Source organism: Thermoproteus sp. CP80, from assembly GCF_002077075.2.
Taxonomy (GTDB): domain Archaea; phylum Thermoproteota; class Thermoprotei; order Thermoproteales; family Thermoproteaceae; genus Thermoproteus.
The window spans coordinates 1-18,287 of sequence record NZ_LCWM02000003.1; the positions used below are offsets into that span (position 1 = coordinate 1).

The following is an 18,287-nucleotide window of genomic DNA, read 5'->3' on the forward strand; positions in this document are numbered from 1 at the left end:
CCCGGGATCTCCCGCGCGTGAGGCGGGCCTTAGGGAATTGCTTTCAATCCTACCGCTAGACTACGGGCCCCTTGCCGTACATTCCGTCGATATTAAAAGCTTTTTCCCGACGTAGCCTTACGGCATCGATACGGCATCCATATAATAGATAAAAAACTGAGGCCTGGTGGGCGTATGACGTGCGTCGGCGATGAGGAGGCCATAAAGGCGGCTAGGAGGAGGGCCCTGGGCTTCTTCGGCTCTCTGAGGAGGCCTGAGGCAATAGCCGTTAAATTCGGCGACGATTGGCTTATCGGCTTCGTCTCGGCTGGATACAAGGACGACGAGATGTCTCTAGAGGTTAAGTGGGCCTACGTCGACTGTAAGGGCGTGGCCCTCGAACGCGTGCCCCCCGACGCGGAGGCAGCGCTTAGGGCCTTAGTCGATGATCTGCCCTCGATAATAAAGAGGGAGGTCGAGGCCAGGTCAAGGCGATGATATTAGCCATAGACGTCGGGGCCACGTGGACCAGAGTATTGCTTGTGGAGCGCGACGGCTCGGTGAGGCGTCGCGAGAAATTGAGGACGGGCTCGGACCCCGTCGGAGACGCGGCCAGACTCGCCGAGAGTTGGGATTTCGAGGCGGTGGGGGTCGGGTCGATAGGCCCGCTGGACCTCAGGACGGGCTGGGTCACCGCGGCCCCCAACTCGCCCTCGAATAGATTCCCCCTCGTGGAGCCTCTCCTTAGGTTCAGGAAGCCGATTTATGCGGCCAACGACTGCGTGGCCGCCGCGTGGGGCGAGTACGTGCTCGGCGGCTGGGGAGTCGAGAATTTGGCCTATTTAACTGTGTCAACGGGCCTGGGCGTAGGCGCCGTGGTCAACGGCCATTTGCTGCTGGGGAAGGAGGGGAACGCCCACGAGCTCGGGCACGCTGTCTTAGATTTGACCAGCGGCGTCAAGTGCGGTTGCGGGGGCCTGGGCCATTGGGAGGCTATGGCGAGCGGGGCCAATATCCCCAGATACTTCAGGGCCTATGCCGAGAGGCTCGGCAGGCGGCCGCCCGAAGTGAGGACGTCGGAGGACGTCTTCCGGCTCTACAGAGAGGGCGACCCTCTGGCCCAAGCCTTCATAGACCATTGGCTGGATGTCAACGCGGCGGGCATAGCGGTGGTGACTGCGGCGTACGACCCCGAGGTCCTCCTCGTCGGGGGCTCCATAGCCCTAAACCATTGGGACGTATTCAAGGCAGTTGAGGATAGATTGAGGAAATATACGCCGTTAACTCCGCCGGCCTTGGAGAAGGCCAAATTCGGCGACGACGAGGTGGCCATAGGGGCCGCCGCCCTGGCGATAAAGCCGCCCGACACGCTTAAGAAGTTCGGCTACCCCAAGGGCGTTTGACGCAGGGGCGTTGCCGGCGGGACGCAGGGGGAAAGACTTTAAATCCCGGACGTACATAGAAGGTGGCGGGGGTAGCTCAGCCTGGTTGGAGCGCCCTGGGGCAACGCCCCGCGTAAGTGCCGGCGCCGTCGGCGAATCCGCCCCTCTGGTCCTCCATGAAGCCGGACTCCATATGCCAGCGCGGCTAGGCCAGCAGCCGTTGTGAGCAGAGCCGTCAAGGCTGGGAGGAGGTCAGCCTCTCGACGTACTCCAACGCCGCGCTCGCACCCTCTTTACATCGTCGGCCACCAGATCGACGAAGGGATATCTGCCGTAGATGCCCGGCCTGTCCAGCCCGTCATAATGGAGCTCGTGGAGGCTCAACGCCGCGTTGGTTAGGTCGTAGAGCTTCGTGCCGGCCGAGGCATCTAGGGCCTTCGCCACCGCGAGCATGTACCCCGTCGTCATGAAGGCCGTCACGAAATCCGCCAGCTGGACTCTGCGCCCATCCCTGTTGGAACTCCGCTGAACCGCCCGGCCAACTCGTCCCGGCGGTCGACCGTCAGAGCGGCGAGGAGGGCTCTCCACGCCTGGAAGGCCTTGCCCGCCGCGTTTCGGTATAGCCCCTTCTCCAAGAACCTCAACGCAGGTTCGGCCTCGTACTTGGCCTCCAGCAGTTGGCCCGTTTGTAGTTCTGCGGATCCCGCCAAGGCTTCGCGGGCTCCAGCACGGAGAAATCCGCCCCCACTTAAAAATCATCCAGCGGGTGCCGCGGGCTCAAGTTATCAAAAGACTTAAAAATCGGCTCCGGTGTCATCTAGGGGCTGGATTCGCCGACGGCCGACGGCGTGGCTCATAAAGGGTCCCCGGCCCGAGCAGCCGGGAGGACCCGGGTTCAAATCCCGGCCCCCGCATCCAGCGAGCTTTTCCGGCTATCGTCTGTACAGTTCGGCCGGACATACGTAGCCGATTCCGCACGTCGGCTGTGCGGCATGTCGGCTCCATGGCCGGCTGAGCTCGATGCGTTCGATAGATGTGGTTGTCTCCGTCCACCTATCCGTATAGTTATTCTAAATCGCCAGATTGCTCACATCTGGTCGTCGTGCGCGGAGGCCGCCGGGTAGGCCGCCGCCTCTGCGAGACTCTTAGCGTCGCCTTCACAGTATTTCCGTCCTCTCCAGTGGACGCACTTAACAAACGCCGAGGTCCACACGACGGCTGGTATGACGAAGTTGCCCAACGCCCAGGTGGCTAAGATCTCCGAGGGCCTTGTCCTAATCCCGGCGTGCCTCTCCACGCCTCTCGCTCTGATGAAGTCCTTGGCTAAGTTTATCAACGGTATCGAGAAGCCTACGGCGAGCGCCGGCGCGCCGGCCGCCAGGCCTACTGCGGGCATCGCTATGCCGAAGGCGAAGTTCAAAGTGTATATTACGAGGCCCACCGTCCAGCCTTGGCGCGCGTACCATTTGACCATCAGCACCTGTCTCACGGCCCATCTGAACATATCGCCCCATCTACATTGGGGGTCCGGCGTCGGCGCTATGGACCTCCTGGAGAACCAGATCTTGCCCCCCAGCTCCTTGACGGCGCTGTAGGTGGCGTAGTCGTCGCTGATGTAGCGGGGAAGCCTCTCAGCTATCCTCCCCCTCTCGACCACGTCCCTCCTCAACGCGGTGGAGCCCCCCCAGAGGAATCTGGAGCGGGGGTCCTGCATGGCGGAGAAGGCCGTGTTGCTCACCGCCGCCCTCGCCCTGGTGCAGAGGCTCCGCCCTACGTACCACCGGTACGTAGTCGCTGCGTCGTAGGCGGATAGAGGCTCCGTGAGGCCTTCCAGCCATCCAGGCCCCGGCCTTATATCGTCGTCGGCGAACACCACGCAGTCCCCCCGCGCGGCCTCCAGGGCCTTGGCCAGCGCCCAGCTCTTGCCGGGCGCGCCGGGCGCCGAGCCGGCGACCAGGACCTCGCCGAACCTCGCCGCAACTGCCGCCGCGGGGTCGCTCGCGTCGTCCACAACGAACACAAACCTAGCCTCGCCGTTCGTGAGCCTCTGCCGCGTTATGGCGGCTAGGTTCTCCTCGAGGCCGGGGGGCGTCCCTCTTAGGGGCACCACCACGTCGACCTCGCGGCAGATCTGCTCGTGGCGCTCCGTAGCCGACCAGAACTTGGCCTCTCTGTAGAGCCCGGCGAGGGCCAGGGCGGCAAGCGCGAGGGCAACCGCCGCTATGATGGCGGCAACGACCACGCCGCGCCTTCACGGCGACTTTTTAAGCGTTGTTTCCGCGGTTTAAATAGCCAACGCTCATTCGGCGTAAGATCAGGCGAGCGATCCGTTTTTGAGGATTGCCCGTTTATAAGTCGGCGTGCTCCCATGTATGGACGGCGTGAGGGAGTTCGACCTGACCTACGAACAACTTTTCAGCGCCCCCGATAGGGAGGGGTCCATCGTGTCGGTGCGCGTGCATAAAAAGGTCAAGTCGCTCCTCGAGGAGCTGGCCGAGAGGGAGGGGCTCGACGGCGTCTCGGAGCTGGTGCGCTACCTCATAGCGGGCTACCTCATGGGCAAGTACAACATAGTGCGCCCCGAGAGGAGGGTGGTCGTGGAGCCCATAGTGCTGAACATCAACGTGGCCAAGGGGGGCGACCGCGACGATCTCGACATGGAGCTGGCCCTGCAGGAGGTGGAGAGAGTAGTCCAGGACGCGGAGGACTATCTGAGGAAGCTGACCATGGGCGTAGTCATCAAAAACCCGGAATATATCGCCAAGCTGAACAGACAGCTGGTCAAGGCGGCCAAGACGGCCAAGAGGATGGGGCTTAACGACGTCTACTCCAAGATCTTGAAGCTCAAATCGCAACTGATGGTTCTTGGCTGAAAGCTTATTAAGACGCCCGTTCGGGCGGCCATGGTCTGCGAGAGGTGGGAGCGGCTGATGCAACACGCCGAGAGGCAGGGCAACAGGGAGAAGGCGCTCGGCCTCAAGGAGAAGCTCGTGGAGTGCCTGGTCTACCGGATGCGGAGCCTCATAGCCGAGCGGAGGCTCGACGAGGCCGAGGCCTTGATAAAACAGGGGAGGGACCTCGCGAAGAGGTACGGAATAGAGGAGCTCTCCTTCCATCTAGACCTCGGCGAGAGGGAGATAAGGGCGATCAGAGAGAGGCGGGCCAAGGCGGCCGCTCAGAGCTCGTAGACCTCGTCGAGGAACTTAGACAGCCTGTTGATCTTCCTCCTGCTGGCTCCCGCCACAGCGCCGTATTTCCCGAGCCCCACGGCGAGGACGTCCACCACGACGCCGCCTACCTCGCGGCCGGCCAGGACCAGATAGCCCCGAGATCTATAGCTCCTCCAGAACGCGTAGAGACGCCCGGCGACTCCGTCCCTCCTGGCCCTAATGGCGCCGGCCCTCTCCAGCGCCCTCCCCAGCCCGTCAACCACGGCGTAATAATACGGCGGCCTCTGGATCCTCCGGACCTCGAGCCTGAGGCCGGGCACTCCGTCGGCCGCGGAGGCCACCACGTAGGCGCCTGGATATCTGGCCAGAGCCGACAGCCTGCTGAGCACAGCCCTCTTGGCCTCCACCACAGGCACCACCGGGGTGTAGAGGTTACGTCCCCTATAGGCGGCGGGCAGGATCGCGCCGTTCAGCTTGATGAAGGCGGGCTCGAGGCCCTCTGCCTCCAAGAGCTCGGCAACCAGATAGGGGGCGGCCTTCCTTATGCTGGACCTCCCCGGGCGGTAGAGCTGGAGATTCCTCCTAAACATGTCGTGTAGCTTAGACGAGTTGAGCTCGACGGCGCGCCTGAGGACGTCCTCGTCGACCTCGTCCCAACCTGCGAGATCGCCCAATATCTCTGCGACGAGCCAGTCCGGCGAGTCGTAAACCCCGACCACCTCCCCGACCACCTTCTTCAAGGTCTCTATGCCCTCCAACACGGCATCTGCCCGGAGCGGCATCGCCATTTAAAAAGTTATCCCACAAGGAAGATCATGAAATGGGCAGAGCTCACATGGCCCGAGTTCGAGAAGGCGGATAAGTCCGTGGCGGTTCTGCCCGTCGGCATCGTGGAGGCCCATGGCCCCCATCTCCCGCTTGGCACGGACGCCCTGATGGCGATATACGTAGCCGAGAGGGCCGCGGAGGAGGCCGGCGCGCTCCTTCTGCCCCCCATCTGGTACGGCAACACGTACGTGCTGGATAGATTTCCCGGCACCATATCTATTTCGGCGGAGACCCTCCACAGGCTGTACAGAGACGTCTTCGTCGAGGTGGCGAGAAACGGCGTCAAGAACCTCGTGGTGGTGAACGGCCACGGCGGCAACGTGGACGCCTTGAGGATGGCGGCCAAGGACGCGGCCAGGTCCACGGACATGGCCATAGTCCTGGTGAACTGGTGGATAGATTTGGCCAAGGAGGCGCGGCGCAAGGTCCTCGAGACTCCGGAGGGCCACGCGGCCGAGGACGAGACCAGCGAGGTTATGGCGGCCTATCCGCACCTCGTGAAGGCCGTGCCGCAGGACGCCGACGAGTGGGTCGAGGTCAGATACGCGGTTTACGGGCGGAGGGCGTACGAGGCGATGTACGCCAGGGCGGTGCAGGGATATCCCTCCAAGGCCTCCAGGGAGAAGGGCGAGGCGATCCTGAAGGCCGCCGTGGAGGAGCTGAAATCGCTGATATTGGACCTCAAGGCGGGGAGGTTGCCCCTCGAGAGGAGGGGATAGCGAAAAGGGGGTTTACGACGCGCAGATCTCTCCGTTAGCGCCGCCGACGTTTACCCAATAGGTGCCGCCGGACTGGAATATCTCGAAGACGTACTGTATGCCGGAGCTCGGCAGAGTCACGTTGGCCTCGTATAGAGTGTAGCCGTTGTAGGAGCCTACGGGCTGAGCCAAGACGTCGTCGACCGGCCACCACCAGCTGCCGTAGCCGTAGTGGAGGACCGGATAGACGGTTCCGCTGGACTTCACGGCCACGACGACGCCGACGGTGGAGCCCGCTGGGGCGTAGACGCAGCCGGGCGCCGCGGCGGGGCTGTATGAGGCGTAGCCGCCGTTATTGTAGACTCTGATCTGGTAGACGTAGGCGTCCTGTACGGAGCCCGTCGGCGTCGGCAGCACCGTGATCCAATAGTTGCCGTCGGCGGTGGAGCTTGCGTGGGCGTAGTAGGTATTCTGGCCCTGCGCTATGTAGATGAACTCGTAGTTGCCCGGCTTGAGGTAGACCGTGGCCGTATAGACGTAGTTATTGCCGTATACGCCGCTGAAGTTCATGGGCACGAAATATAGATATGTCCAAGGCCCTCCGAAGCTGTTGACAGGTCCGAAGTGCAGCACGGCCCTTATCGCCTGTGCGCCGGCCGGGCTGGGAGGCGAGTAGTTGGGCGACCAGATCTGTACGCCGAAGTTATATGGCCCCTCCACGGTCACTATGCGCTCGAAGGGGGAGCCCGCCCAGCCTATCTGCGCATCGCTGGAGAAGTATATGGGCGTAGAGAGGGGCCAGGTGTAGTTGTATTGCGCCGCCGCGCACTGCGCGAAGGCCCTGAACAGATCATCGAATATATACGGCGTCGCCGAGGCGAAATAGCCGCTGTACCAGAAGAACCAATCGCCGGCCTCCGCCTCGTACATGCACGTCCAGTTGGCCACGTCCTGCCGCACGTTGTAGAGTATGGTCCAAGCCAAGTTCTGCTCCCAGTTGCCCACCCAGGTTGAGAAGTCGCCGGCCCAGGTGGAGGCGACCACCGGCCTCCTGAGGAGCTCCGCCTTAGACTTAAGCGCCTGTACGGCCTCGAAGGCCGTGACCATCTTCAGAGACTTATCATCCTTTATCAAGCGGTATAGGTACGTGAGGTACTGGACTCCGTCGTCGTTGAAGTACTGGAACGGATTCTCGCCGTCGAGCGCTATCAACACCACGCCTTTCCTTACACCAGCCCGCTCCAACTGCTCCTGGACGGATTTAATGGCCCAGTACGTCTTGTTGGCCGCATAGAAGGGACCGCGGCTGTTCACGTCGCCGCTGGCCCCAAACCCTATATAGTTCGATATCCCGTCGTCTCTCGCGAGCACGTAGAGACGCCCGTATCCAGTCGGGACGTACCACAGGACGTAGTTGAGGACGCCCGGCTGGCGGCCCAGCGTCAAGGCCAAGGTATAGCCCGATATGAATGTGTAGTTGAACCCAGCCTCGGCGATCAGCTCAAGGGCCGCCTGCGACACGGCCATCTCGGGCGGCCAGAGCCCTCTGGGCACGAACCCGAACGTCTGCCCGTAGAAGGACCTGGCATCCAGCAGTTGTCTATACACGTCCTGCGGGTAGCTGAAGCCCGTGGGCGGCACTATGAGGTACGGGTTGCTCTGTAGGGCCGAGGTCAAGTTGATCACCAGAGGCATTATTGGGTAGTACATGGGCGTCGTGACAATCTCCAGAGAGCCCGAGCCGCCGCCTCTCTCCTCTATCAGCTCGAGTAGCCTCTCGGCGTATTTCTGGAAACCGGCCAGCAGCAGGTCTCTCTGCTGGGCGGTGAAGTGGGTTGTGCAGTTGCTGTTTAGGGCGTACAGGTATATAGGTCTCAGCTGGGGATCCCGCTCCAGGATATAGGCGTTGTACCAGGCTAGGTTAAAGAGGGTCTGGAGGTCGAGGTAGTCTTGCGGCGTGAAGGCGCTCAGGGCCCACTGGACGCCGTTCTGCCTAACCTCCTGGTATAGACAGTAGTATCTGGGGTACCTCTCTATCTGTATCGGCGCCGCGTCGAAGAAACGCTCGAGTATGAACAGCTTCTGCGCGTCCGACAGGGAATAGGGATTCGCCTCAGAGGCTTGGAGGTATGGGTCGTCGTATTTACCCTCGGCGACCATCTCTATCTGCTCTAGGAGCGTGGGCGTGAAGTCGAAGGTGACGTGGGCGTGTTCGGCGAGAGCCAACGCCACCATGGGGTAGTAGCCCTTAGTGACCCAGAGCCGCGGCCAAGGCGCCAGCGCCGTCCCGTTGGGCAGAACGTAGGGCGGCTGATGCATGTGCCAGAGAAAGACCACGTACAGGTTCGCATGGGTCTCGGAGGAATTATTGGCTCCGGCTAAACTGTACGAAGCCAATGCCAAGAACAATAACGCCGTTATAGCCAAGATGAGTTTTTTGTTCATAGAAATTGTCCATGAAAGATCCTTTTAAATATATTCTGTCGATGCACATAGATGCGACAGCTCACGGCTAATGCGAGCAAGGCGGTCGGCATCGACATACACGTAGCCAATATCCTATACGGACGTAGCCCTCCATCGGCACATGCGGGACTGGACTTCCAGCGCCTAGCCGCCGGAGCGCATCGGCTTCGCCGCCCGGGTCCTGGCTCGGCCGGCCCGGACGGATGCCATCTTTTAATACGCATAGGGGTCGCCACGTGTGGAGGTGCCTGACTACGGCGGCGGAGGAATAAACTCGGTGCCTAACGCGCTGCTGGCCCATTTCGGCCTGTCCCCCAGAGGCCCGCAGTTTAGATTCGGCTTGGGCCTGTCGTCGAGGAGGGTCGCGTTGGTTCTGCTCGACGGACTTGGGTTCAACCTATTCGCCAAGATAGCTGGGAACTACGCCGGGAGCTTCAGAGGGGTTTACAGGATAACTACGGTCTTCCCGTCGACCACCGCATCTACCTTGACGACCCTATCCACGGGGCTGACGCCGTGTCAGCACGGCGTCGTGGCCTGGAGCTTCTACCTCAAGGAGGCCGGCGCCGTTATAGATGCGTTGGCCATGAGCCCCATGCTAGGCGAGAGGGACGGGCTGAACAACGCGGGGTACGACCTCAAGGCGCTTTTCAACGCCCCGACCGCGTTCGCGGATCTGTCCAGAGCGGGCGTGAAGACCTTGGCCTTCCTGCCGAGAGGTCTCAACGGCGGCATCAGCAGGATCCTCTACGACGGCGTCGAGGTTTTCGACTACGTCTCGCACTACGACGCCTTAATAAACGCAGGCCGCCTCCTGCGGCAGAACGACTCAGCCCTAGCCTATATCTACATCTCCACGATAGACAGCGTCGAGCACAGATACGGCCCCCGCTCGGACGAGGCGGCGGCCGCCGCGGACGGGCTGCTAAACGACGTATTGAGGCTGGCGAGGCGCCACATGGAGGGCGCCGACATCTTGATAACGGCGGATCACGGCCACGAGGAGATACAGAGGAACGAGGACCTCTCGAAGGACGCCGACCTCCTGAGGGCCCTCGCCGTCCCGCCCTTCGGAGACCCGAGGGCTCTATACCTAAAGGCCTCGGCCGGTGCGCGGGATCTGGGCGAGCTCTTGTCCAAACACGGCGAGTTCCAGCTGATGTCGAGGGAGGAGGCCGTCGGGACGGGGTTGCTGGGGCCCTGCGAAGGCCGCTTCGCGGATAGGCTGGGAGACTACGTGGCGCTGCCTGGCAGAGGGCTCGCGGCCATGTACCTATATAAACGCAGGAACGAGGACCCCCTGAAGTTCAAGGGGCACCATGGAGGGCTGACCGAGGACGAGCTCTACGTGCCTCTGATCATCGTCTGACGGCCACGTCGCAACGTCCTCCGCGCCCTATCTGCCGGCAGCGGCCGGTTGCGTCGCCGCAGATGCGCGTCCCAGATCTCAGCCGCGGTCTTGAGCCGCTGGGCCCAGGGCCAAAACCCGCCTGGGGCCGGAAAAGAGATAAATATCTGGCCGTTGTGTATCATGGCAAGGCCCAAAATACTGATAATCGCGGGCGATGCCGTCGAGTCGTTGGAGATATTCTACCCCTACTTCAGGCTGAAGGAAGAGGGGTTCGAGGTGGACGTGGCGTCTCCCAGCAAGAAGGACCTAAGGACCGTTGTGCACGACTTCGAGCCGGGCTGGGAGACCTACAGCGAAAAGCCGGGCTACCTCTTCAAGTGGGTTACGAAAACGCTCGCCGAGGTGAAGCCCGAGGAGTACGACGGGCTGGTGATACCCGGCGGCAGGATGCCGGAGTACGTCAGGGTGGCGGCGTCGGAGGACGTCAAGAGGATAGTGAGGCACTTCTTCGAGCGCAACAAGCCGGTGGCGGCTATCTGCCACGCGCCCCAGATACTGGCAGCCGCCGGGGTCATTAAGGGGAGGAAGATGACGAGCTACATCGCCGTGAGGCCCGAGGTGGAGAACAACGGCGGCGTCTGGGTCGACCAGGAGGTCGTCGTCGACGGGAACCTGGTGACCTCCAGAGCCTGGCCCGACAACCCGGCTTGGATGAGGGAATTCATCCAGCTGGTCAAGGCGAAGGCCAGGGCCTAAACCTATCTTTTCTCCATTTCGTGGACGTATTCCATCAGCTCGGCCGCCACGTCGACGCCGCTGGCCCTCGAGACCGCCTTGAACTCAGGCACCATGTTGACCTCCCCCACGTAGTGGGCGCCGTTGCCTATCAGTATATCGACGCCTGCATACTCGGCGTTGAGGGCCCTCGCGGCCTTGACGGCAAGCTCCTCCACCTCCGGAGGCGGCGTCACGCCCTCTACGAGCCCGCCCCTGGCCGCGTTGCTGCGCCAATCGCCGGGAGGAGGCCTTCTGATCATGGCCGCCACCACCCTGTAGCCGACCACGAACGCCCTTATATCGGTCCCGTCGCCTATGCGCTCCTGCACCAGGTAGACCTCGTCGGGGTCGGCCCCCTTTAGGAGGGCCTCGACGTCCTCCCTGGACTTGGCCAACGCGACCTTCCTCCCCCAGCTCCCGAAGGCGGGCTTCACTATGAGCTCGGGGGAGTCGGGGGCCGCCGGGGCCAGCCGGGTTCTGGGCACTGGAAGGCCCGAGGCTCTGAGCATGGCTAGGGCGACCGCCTTGTTCCAGCCGGCCGCAAGGGCTCTCCAGCCGTTCACCGAGATCGCCCCAGACGCCTCCACGTGGGCTGCGGCCACGACCGCCCTGTTGTGGCTGAGGGTCCTTATGAGGTAGACGCCGTCCTCCACATCCTCGGCTAGATCCAGTCCGTCGACCCTCACTATATCCAGCCTTACGCCGAGTCTTTCGGCCGCCTTCATCAGCATCCTCTCCTCCTCCTTCAATATGTCGACGACCAGCCTCACCACGGCTCCACGGCGAGCTTCCCCCCTTCGCGGAGCCAGTTGAACGCCCTCGCGAGCTCCAAGCCCAGCGACGGGTGTAGGACCAACGGCGTCGAGGTGTCGGCCGCGACGCGCCTAATGGCGTAGTCCCTCTCGGGGGTGACCCCTGCTGTGATGACGACGTCGACCTTCCTCCATTTTATCAGGTCCACAACCTCAGGGCCGGGCTCCAGGAGCTCCAGCCAGCTCAACGCCCTCCTTATCTCCTCGACGTCCTTAGCGTAGGCCTCGTCGAAGGTGTAGACTAGGGCGTTCCTCCTAGGCATCTTGTTGGGCTGGGCCGAGAGCCAGCTCTTGAGGAGCGCCTCCTCGAAGACGTCGCCGAAGGAGGCCACCTCGCCCGTGCTGTACATCACTGGCCCCAGCCTGGGGTACGCCCCTCTAATTCTGCTCCAGGAGAACTGCGCGGTCTTGACCCACCACTTGGAGGACCTCAACGTAGTGATTTCCTCCTCGTAGGGCAGCCGCTCCTTGGTCAAGACGTCGGCGGTCAGCGACATGTAGTTGACGCCGGTGGCCTTGCTGACGAAAGGCATGGAGCGGCTGGCCCTGAGGTTGGCCTCTATGACGTATACGTCGTCGGCCACGATGAACTGGACGTTGAGAGGCCCCTTTACGCCGAGCTCTCTGGCTATGGTGTAGACGATCTCGGCCATCCTCCCCACGGCCCAGCCCGGGGTCCTCCGGGGAGGCATCACCATGGTGGAATCGCCTGAGTGGACTCCGGGCGGCTCCACGTGCTCTATCGGCGTGACCACGGCCCTCCTGCCGTCCGAGACCGCGTCGGCCTCGGCCTCTATGCCGTAGGGCATGAACTTGGACACGACGACGGGGTACTCCCCGCTGACCCTCGCCGCCTTGGTGAGGAACTCGGACAGCTCCCTGCCGTCTCTCGCCACGGCCATGTAGGTGCCGCCCAGGACGTAGCTGGGCCTGAGCAACACGGGGTAGCCGAGATCGTCGGCCAGCTTCAACGCCTCCTCGACGCTTCTGGCGTAGAACCAAGGCGGCTGCTTTATGTTGAGTCTGTCCAACAGGCTCGAGAACTTGCTCCTATCCTCCGCGAGATCTACAGACGAGGCGCGGGTGCCGCCTATCCTGACGCCGAGCGCCTCCAGCTTGGGGTAGAGCCTCTGCCCGATCTGGCCCCCCGCGTAGAGGACCACCACGGGGCCTCCCTCCTTCTCGTATATATCCAATATCCTTTCGGCGGATATCTCGTCGAAGTAGAGCTTATCGACGATGTCCCAATCGGTGGAGACGGTCTCTGGGTTGTAGTTAAGTATGGCGACGCGGTAACCCCTCCTCTTGAGCTCCAGGGCCAGGTTGACGGTGGCCCAGTCGAACTCCACAGACACCCCTATCCTGAAGACGCCGGCGCCGACCACCAGGTAGTCCGCCTTCGGGGAAGGCTCGTCGAACTCGCCGCCGTAGGTCAGATACAGGTAGTTGGTGTCCGCCGGCCACTCCCCGGCGAGCGTGTCGATCTTCTTCACGGCGGGCCTCCGCCTGCTCCTCGCCAGATCCTCGGGCTTGGCGCCCAGCGCGAGGGCTATCTGCTCGTCGGAGAAGCCCAGCCTCTTGGCCTCCTCCAGGAGCTCCGGCGATGCGCCGCCCGACTCGAGCGCCTTCCAGACGTCTACCACCCTCCTCAAGGCGGCGATGAAGAACCTATCCACCTTGGTCAGCTCGTAGATCTGGTCCACCGACGCGCCGAGGTAGAGAGCCTTAGCCGCATATATAGGCCAGTAGGGGAGGTGGCGCTCCAGAGCGCGCAGAGACTCCTCGAGGGTCGCCGATCTGAAGAGAGGCCCCCCTACGAGGCCCGGCTCGCCGATGTCTATCATCCTGACCGCCTTCTGCCACGCCTCCTCGAGGTTGCGCCCTATGCCCATGGCCTCCCCTATGGACATCATCTCGGGCCCCAGCCCCTCCTCCACGCCGAAGCGGTCGCTCTCCCAGCGCGGGTGCTTCACGACTATGTAGTCCAGCGAGGGCTCGAAGGCGGCGACGGTGCGCTTGGTCACTTGGTTCAACACCTCGTCGAGACGGTAGCCGAGGGCCAGCTTGGCCGCTATATAGGCCAGGGGGTAGCCCGAGGCCTTGGAGGCCAGGGCGCTGGAGCGCGACATGCGGGGGTTGGTCTCTATGGCGTACTGCTCCGGCCCCGCGTAGTTTATAGCCACCTGGACGTTCCCCTCGCCGACGAGCCATATGGCCCTCTCGACCGCTATGGAGATATCCCTGGCGGTCTGGTACTCCTCATCCGTGAGGGTCTGGCAGGGCGCCACCACTATGGAATCGCCGGTGTGGTACCCCATGGGGTCTATGTTCTCCATGCAGACGACGGCCGCCACGTTGTCGTGCGAGTCGCGGACCACCTCGAACTCAATCTCCTTCCACCCCTCGAGGTACTTCTCCACGAGGACCTCGCCTATGGCCGACTGGGCGAAGGCCTTGTATATACGCGACTCCAGCTCGCCCCTGCTCCTCGCCTTGAAGGCCCCCGCGCCGCCGAGGTTGAAGGAGACGCGCACCATCACCGGGTAGCCCAGCTCCTCGGCCGCCGCGAGCGCCTCGTCGGGGCTCCTCGCCGAGAGGCTCGGCGGGATGGGCACGCCGGCCTCCCTCATGGCCTTCTGGAAGAGCTCCCTCGACAGAGCCTTCCGTATTCCCTCCACGGGAGTCCCCACGACCCTCACGCCGTATTTGGCCAGAACCCCCGAGTCGTGTAGATCCACGCAGGCAGAGAGCGCGGTCTGGCCGCCGAAGCCGCAGGCTATGGCGTCGGGCCGCTCGCGCTCGATGACGCGCTCGAGGAACTCGCGGCTGATGGGGAGGAAGTAGACCCTATCCGCCAGGACCTTCGAGGTCTGGATGGTCGCCACGTTGGGGTTCACCAAGACCGTCTCTATGCCCTCCTCCCTAAAGGCCTTGAGGGCCTGCGACCCCGAGTAGTCGAACTCGGCGGCCTCCGCGATCTTTATGGCGCCCGAGCCGACGACCAAAACCCTCCTTACGTCCATGGCCCCCCGGAGAAGACACGCCTAGCTATGTAGACAACAGCGAAGCCAGAAGTAGCTATATTCGCCCCGCCGACATTAGCCCCACAACGGAAACCCCTATATAAACTTTATGCAGATCGAAAACGCCGCGAAGCCCGCATCTACAATCGGCGCCGATCCGCCACCCTCACCAGCTTCTTCAATGACCATTCGAGAAGCCGCGTTTCCATCACGGCGTCTATTGAGGAAATTTTTCTCCATAATACCAGAGTGATACAGAAAACGTTTTTACGCACGCCGCATCGAGCGGACGTGAGGATGTACACCACCGAGGAGGTCGCGAGGATCTTCGACGTTACGCCCGCGGCCGTGAGGTACTGGGCGAGAAAGGGCAAGATAAAGGCGGTGAGGGAAGGAGAAAAATGGCTCATACCGGAGGAAGAGGTAGAAAGGCTCAGGAAGGAGGTGGGCGGAGGCGCCGAGGAAAACGGAGGAGGAAAGGCCGGGGAGACCTGCCTCAATCCCGACGCCGCGAAGGCCTTCGCGAAGGCGCTTCTCGAGGCGGCGGCGGAGTTCCTTAGGGAAAATCCGTGGGTGTTGGAGGTGCTGGGGCTGAGGCCCGGCGAGGAGGAGAGGAGGCTTGCGTCGACGGTCCTAGAGGCCGCAAGGAGCCACCAGCCGAAGAAAAACGAGCTAGCCGAGATTTTCTGGACCGCGCTTGCGGAAAAGCTGGCGGAAAGGGCGGCGAAATAGCGCGGTTTGTTGAGCCGCCCAAGCTAACACATGTATTTTAGTTGATATTGTTGTTTACTTATATCTAATATCATCGGCGTAAGGCTTAAATATTATGGCATCTACCAAACTCCGTGCACGGAGTCGTGGGCGATTCCGGCGGTATTACGGAGGATGCAGTGCACAGAGGACTCGACGTGGTTCTGGCCGTGGTTATAGCCGCGGCCATAATGGTGGCCATACTCTCGATGCCCGAGGTCCTTGAGCCGGTCGCCAAGGCCATCCTCTCCTCGCTCGGCTTTGTCCTGCCTGCGGCCATGAGGGCAGGTAGACTTAGTTTGCTGATTTTAGGATTTTTCCTTATAGGTCTTGGAATATATACATATTTCTCGTAAATCTGGCTTTTCCGCGTTTTGGATACCGGCATCTTTAAAAGACTGGTGGAGTACATCTCCGTGAAGGCGGGGGCTATAGCCAGGAGGCCTGCCATCGTCGTCGAGTCGGGGACGACCATAGAGGAGGCGGCTAGGATCATGGCCGAGAGGCGGATAGGCTTCCTCCCCGTGGTATCCGCCGGCAAGCTGATCGGCGTTATCTCGGAGAGGGACATAGTGAGGGCGGTGGCGTCGGGGGTCCCGCCGACGGCTCCCGTCGATGAGGTCATGAGCCGCGAGGTCGTCACGGTTAACTTCAACGACGACGTGGAGGCCGTCTGGAGCCTCATGAGGGAGATGGACATCAGACACATCGTGGTTATGAGAGGCGACGAGATATATGGAGTGATCTCAATCAGGGACTTCCTCGCCGAGAGGATAGCGCTCGGGAGGCTGGCGCAATCGCCCTCATAACTTTAAAATCGACACACTCTCGATCCGGGGGCCGTAGTCGAGCCTGGTAAGATGTGCGGCTTGGAGCGGCGTCGCCGCGGGCACGCCCGCAAGATCCCGGGAGGGGGACCCCCGGGAGTTCAAATCCCGGCGGCCCCATCCAAGTTCTTCCGGCCATCGTCGGCACAGTACGGCCGAAGAACCGCGGTGGCAGCGGCTCCGCCTCTTGGCCGAGACGGCCAATCCCTAGGGCGGCTCGACCGGCCGGCCGATCGCCCAGGCCGTGGGCTTGGGGACGACGTGCATCTTGTAGGCCTTCGGCGGAGCGCTCAGCGCTTAGATCCCTCGTCATTAATACGCTAGCCTGACCTCATCACCAACATATTTATTGCAGGTAATTAAAGGCGTGCCCACACCGTTGGAGATAGTTGTGGGGGAGATTGCGAAGGGCTACGCCAACGCCTTGGCCAGGCTGTGCGAATGCCTCAGGCTCAGGAAGGAATATGCGGGGGATCTGGAGCTGGCCTCCGTCGCCGATACGGTCATGAAGGCGCTTGCCGAGGAGAGGCCCGTGGAGGCCGGGCCCGTGAGGGTGGAGGTCAGGAGGAAGATCCTCGGCAGGTCCCTCAAGGCGTTCCTGAGGGGGCAGGAGGTAGATCCCGACGAGCTTCTCAGCAAGATCTCGCAGGCGCGGTCCAGGGCGGCTTGGCTCCAGTCCGACTGCTCCGACTCGGCCATACTGGAGCCCGTCTACGCCACCAACGACAGAGATGCCATCGAGTACGCAGTTAGGCATCTCGACGAGCTGTCCAACGTGTGCGGCGGCGCGTCCCTCCAGCTGGAGGGTCTCGACATGCCTCAATACGTCAAGGAGGGCATAAAGAGAGGCGTCGAGAGATTTCTGGCGGGGCGATGATAGCGGTGAAGCTGAGCGGGAGGATCTTCGACGATAGGTCGTTGGTCAGAGAGTACGTCTCGATCATCAAGTCGGTGGAGGAGAAGGTCGTGGTGATCGCCGGCGGCGGGACGACGGCTAGATCGTACATAGAGGCGGCGCGGGAGCTAGGCGCCGGCAACTACCTGCTGGACGTGATAGGCATAGAGGCGAGCAGGCTAAACGCCTGGCTGATAATAGCCGGCCTCGGCGAAGACGTCTATCCAAAACCGGCTGAGTCCCTAGGCGAACTGCTGACGGCGCTGGGGCACAAGAGGAGGGTGGTCATGGGCGGCCTTCAGCCGGGGCAGTCGACCGCCACCGTGGCCGCGCTGGCCGCCGAGGCCGTAGGGGCCAGGGCGTTGATCAACTGCGCCAATATAGACGGGATATACGACGACGACCCCAGGAGGAACCCCAACGCGAAGAGGATACCGACTATAAGGGCGTCGGAGCTCGCCGCGATCTTGAGGTCGAGCGCGCTGCCCGGCACGTACGAGCTCGCAGACCTCTGGAGCCTCGAGATCCTCAGGCGGTCCAAGATCCCCATGTATATAATCGACGGGAGGAGGCCCGGGCTCTTGCTGGATGTGCTGAGGGGCGGCGTAGCCCCCGGATCGTTGGTGCTGCCCGAATAACTGCGTGTTGGCCGGCCCCCGGCGCCGACGGAAGGCTTATAAACACGAGCCTCGATAGTGGGCGGAGCCGGAGTTGGCCCGTGGGGGGCCTCGATGATAGGCGATCCAACCGCGGGATCACATATCTCTGATAAAACGGATCTGCGCGCCGGCCCTGCGCGTAATACCTCAACACCTTTAATTAACCCTCTGATACATTGCGACGTGAAGCTCACGGCGACAGAGCAACGCGTGGTGGAGCTCTACAACAACGGCTTGAGGCCCAGGGACATAGCCAATAGGCTGGGCATATCCATAAACACGGTCTACAAGGCGCTTTCGAAGTACAGGAGGTTCTCCGAGTCGCAGGTCGGCGGCGACGACGAGGGAGGGATTCCCCAGCAGAGCTACAGCTACTACGCCGTAGTTATGCCCATGCCCAGCTCGTCCCTTGTTTACAGCTTCGCCGCCTCCCCGCCGACGCCGCGCACAGACGGCCTGGAGCCTCTGGTCAAAAGGCTCGAGTACGTCTTGGAGAGGCTGGAGAAGCTCCTAGACGGCAGGCAGACAGCCGAGGGCAAGGCCGTGGAGGCGCCGGGGCCCGCCGAAGGGGCGCCCGATTTCATAAGGCGTAACGCCTGGGTAAAGCTGTTGAGGGGCAGATCGCTTCAGTGAAGACGGCGGCTCATCCCTCTGTCGGGCCTGCCACATA

At 62.3% G+C, this 18,287-nt stretch carries 20 protein-coding genes and 1 tRNA gene; 14 read left to right on the forward strand and 7 right to left on the reverse strand.

Translation table 11 applies throughout. The features are described from left to right. Positions 1–174: 174 nt before the first annotated feature. Entirely contained in the window at positions 175–477 is a 303-nt protein-coding gene (locus B7L68_RS00845) for a hypothetical protein (RefSeq protein WP_081245790.1), read from the forward strand. Further along, entirely contained in the window at positions 474–1,382 is a 909-nt protein-coding gene (locus tag B7L68_RS00850; protein WP_081245791.1) for an ATP-dependent glucokinase, read from the forward strand. The genes B7L68_RS00845 and B7L68_RS00850 overlap by 4 nt, the downstream gene beginning before the upstream one ends. Before the next feature lie 231 nt (positions 1,383–1,613). On the opposite strand, the gene B7L68_RS08925 is transcribed toward B7L68_RS00850, so the two are convergent. The 3 genes from B7L68_RS08925 to B7L68_RS00865 all read right to left on the reverse strand — a co-directional run bounded on the left by B7L68_RS08925 (position 1,614) and on the right by B7L68_RS00865 (position 3,603). Next, positions 1,614–1,841 (reverse strand): hypothetical protein, encoded by a 228-nt coding sequence (locus B7L68_RS08925; protein ID WP_238136256.1) that lies wholly within the window; start codon positions 1,839–1,841, stop codon positions 1,614–1,616. After that, positions 1,838–2,071, reverse strand: a complete 234-nt coding sequence (locus tag B7L68_RS08930) for a PaREP1 family protein (protein ID WP_238136257.1) — start codon at positions 2,069–2,071, stop codon at positions 1,838–1,840. The genes B7L68_RS08925 and B7L68_RS08930 overlap by 4 nt, the downstream gene beginning before the upstream one ends. 377 nt (positions 2,072–2,448) lie before the next feature. After that, the gene (locus B7L68_RS00865) at positions 2,449–3,603 is read right to left on the reverse strand and encodes a glycosyltransferase family 2 protein (protein WP_193432446.1); all 1,155 of its coding nucleotides are present in this window, start codon (positions 3,601–3,603) and stop codon (positions 2,449–2,451) included. A gap of 130 nt (positions 3,604–3,733) precedes the next feature. Here B7L68_RS00865 and B7L68_RS00870 point away from each other — a divergent pair, with 130 nt between their 5' ends. Both B7L68_RS00870 and B7L68_RS00875 read left to right on the forward strand, forming a co-directional pair. After that, positions 3,734–4,234, forward strand: coding sequence for a ribbon-helix-helix protein, CopG family (locus B7L68_RS00870; protein ID WP_081245792.1), 501 nt, complete (start codon positions 3,734–3,736; stop codon positions 4,232–4,234). 30 nt (positions 4,235–4,264) lie between these two features. Continuing rightward, positions 4,265–4,549, forward strand: a complete 285-nt coding sequence (locus tag B7L68_RS00875) for a hypothetical protein (RefSeq protein ID WP_081245793.1) — start codon at positions 4,265–4,267, stop codon at positions 4,547–4,549. On the opposite strand, the gene B7L68_RS00880 is transcribed toward B7L68_RS00875, so the two are convergent. Further along, on the reverse strand, positions 4,537–5,292 hold the full coding sequence (locus B7L68_RS00880; protein WP_238136258.1) for a hypothetical protein: 756 nt from the start codon (positions 5,290–5,292) through the stop codon (positions 4,537–4,539). The genes B7L68_RS00875 and B7L68_RS00880 overlap by 13 nt on opposite strands. A 54-nt stretch (positions 5,293–5,346) precedes the next feature. Here B7L68_RS00880 and B7L68_RS00885 point away from each other — a divergent pair, with 54 nt between their 5' ends. Further along, entirely contained in the window at positions 5,347–6,078 is a 732-nt protein-coding gene (locus B7L68_RS00885; RefSeq protein WP_081245795.1) for a creatininase family protein, read from the forward strand. Positions 6,079–6,090: 12 nt separating this feature from the next. On the opposite strand, the gene B7L68_RS00890 is transcribed toward B7L68_RS00885, so the two are convergent. Next, the gene (locus B7L68_RS00890) at positions 6,091–8,502 is read right to left on the reverse strand and encodes a glycoside hydrolase family 57 protein (protein ID WP_081245796.1); all 2,412 of its coding nucleotides are present in this window, start codon (positions 8,500–8,502) and stop codon (positions 6,091–6,093) included. A 259-nt stretch (positions 8,503–8,761) separates the two neighbouring features. Between B7L68_RS00890 and B7L68_RS00895 the strand changes: the two genes are divergently transcribed. Next, positions 8,762–9,892 carry an alkaline phosphatase family protein gene (locus tag B7L68_RS00895; protein ID WP_081245797.1) on the forward strand — a complete coding sequence of 377 codons (1,131 nt, stop codon included), beginning with the start codon at positions 8,762–8,764 and terminating at the stop codon, positions 9,890–9,892. Between the two features lie 162 nt (positions 9,893–10,054). After that, entirely contained in the window at positions 10,055–10,630 is a 576-nt protein-coding gene (locus tag B7L68_RS00900) for a DJ-1/PfpI family protein (RefSeq protein ID WP_081245798.1), read from the forward strand. Between the two features lie 2 nt (positions 10,631–10,632). Here B7L68_RS00900 and B7L68_RS00905 read toward each other — a convergent pair whose 3' ends face one another. Beyond that, a complete protein-coding gene (locus tag B7L68_RS00905) occupies positions 10,633–11,424 on the reverse strand; it encodes a RimK family alpha-L-glutamate ligase (RefSeq protein ID WP_081245799.1) in 792 nt (263 codons plus the stop codon). Then, a complete protein-coding gene (carB, locus tag B7L68_RS00910; protein WP_081245800.1) occupies positions 11,418–14,486 on the reverse strand; it encodes a carbamoyl-phosphate synthase (glutamine-hydrolyzing) large subunit in 3,069 nt (1,022 codons plus the stop codon). The genes B7L68_RS00905 and carB overlap by 7 nt, the downstream gene beginning before the upstream one ends. 297 nt (positions 14,487–14,783) lie before the next feature. Here carB and B7L68_RS00915 point away from each other — a divergent pair, with 297 nt between their 5' ends. From B7L68_RS00915 to B7L68_RS00945, 7 genes are all read left to right on the forward strand, one after another. After that, on the forward strand, positions 14,784–15,218 hold the full coding sequence (locus B7L68_RS00915; RefSeq protein WP_081245874.1) for a helix-turn-helix domain-containing protein: 435 nt from the start codon (positions 14,784–14,786) through the stop codon (positions 15,216–15,218). 113 nt (positions 15,219–15,331) lie between these two features. Continuing rightward, the gene (locus B7L68_RS00920; RefSeq protein WP_081245801.1) at positions 15,332–15,592 is read left to right on the forward strand and encodes a hypothetical protein; all 261 of its coding nucleotides are present in this window, start codon (positions 15,332–15,334) and stop codon (positions 15,590–15,592) included. Positions 15,593–15,637: 45 nt separating this feature from the next. After that, positions 15,638–16,045: a CBS domain-containing protein gene (locus tag B7L68_RS00925; protein WP_101957993.1), complete on the forward strand. Its 408-nt coding sequence runs from the start codon at positions 15,638–15,640 to the stop codon at positions 16,043–16,045. Positions 16,046–16,072: 27 nt separating this feature from the next. Further along, positions 16,073–16,183 (forward strand) — tRNA-Pro (locus B7L68_RS00930). Positions 16,184–16,430: 247 nt separating this feature from the next. After that, positions 16,431–16,940 (forward strand): hypothetical protein, encoded by a 510-nt coding sequence (locus B7L68_RS00935; RefSeq protein WP_238136259.1) that lies wholly within the window; start codon positions 16,431–16,433, stop codon positions 16,938–16,940. Continuing rightward, positions 16,937–17,596, forward strand: a complete 660-nt coding sequence (gene pyrH / locus B7L68_RS00940; protein WP_081245803.1) for a UMP kinase — start codon at positions 16,937–16,939, stop codon at positions 17,594–17,596. Before B7L68_RS00935 ends, pyrH begins: the two co-directional genes overlap by 4 nt. A gap of 204 nt (positions 17,597–17,800) precedes the next feature. Continuing rightward, positions 17,801–18,250 (forward strand): helix-turn-helix transcriptional regulator, encoded by a 450-nt coding sequence (locus B7L68_RS00945; RefSeq protein ID WP_238136260.1) that lies wholly within the window; start codon positions 17,801–17,803, stop codon positions 18,248–18,250. Positions 18,251–18,287: the final 37 nt, after the last annotated feature.

Excerpts from the sequence above, each read along its gene's own strand:
- B7L68_RS00845 (WP_081245790.1), top strand. The coding sequence starts at position 175 with ATGACGTGCGTCGGCGATGAGGAGGCCATAAAGGCGGCTAGGAGGAGG.
- B7L68_RS00850 (WP_081245791.1), top strand. The coding sequence starts at position 474 with ATGATATTAGCCATAGACGTCGGGGCCACGTGGACCAGAGTATTGCTT.
- B7L68_RS00870 (WP_081245792.1), top strand. The coding sequence starts at position 3,734 with ATGGACGGCGTGAGGGAGTTCGACCTGACCTACGAACAACTTTTCAGC.
- B7L68_RS00875 (WP_081245793.1), top strand. The coding sequence starts at position 4,265 with ATGGTCTGCGAGAGGTGGGAGCGGCTGATGCAACACGCCGAGAGGCAG.
- B7L68_RS00885 (WP_081245795.1), top strand. The coding sequence starts at position 5,347 with ATGAAATGGGCAGAGCTCACATGGCCCGAGTTCGAGAAGGCGGATAAG.
- B7L68_RS00890 (WP_081245796.1), bottom strand. The coding sequence starts at position 8,502 with ATGAACAAAAAACTCATCTTGGCTATAACGGCGTTATTGTTCTTGGCA.
- B7L68_RS00900 (WP_081245798.1), top strand. The coding sequence starts at position 10,055 with ATGGCAAGGCCCAAAATACTGATAATCGCGGGCGATGCCGTCGAGTCG.
- carB (WP_081245800.1), bottom strand. The coding sequence starts at position 14,486 with ATGGACGTAAGGAGGGTTTTGGTCGTCGGCTCGGGCGCCATAAAGATC.
- B7L68_RS00915 (WP_081245874.1), top strand. The coding sequence starts at position 14,784 with ATGTACACCACCGAGGAGGTCGCGAGGATCTTCGACGTTACGCCCGCG.
- pyrH (WP_081245803.1), top strand. The coding sequence starts at position 16,937 with ATGATAGCGGTGAAGCTGAGCGGGAGGATCTTCGACGATAGGTCGTTG.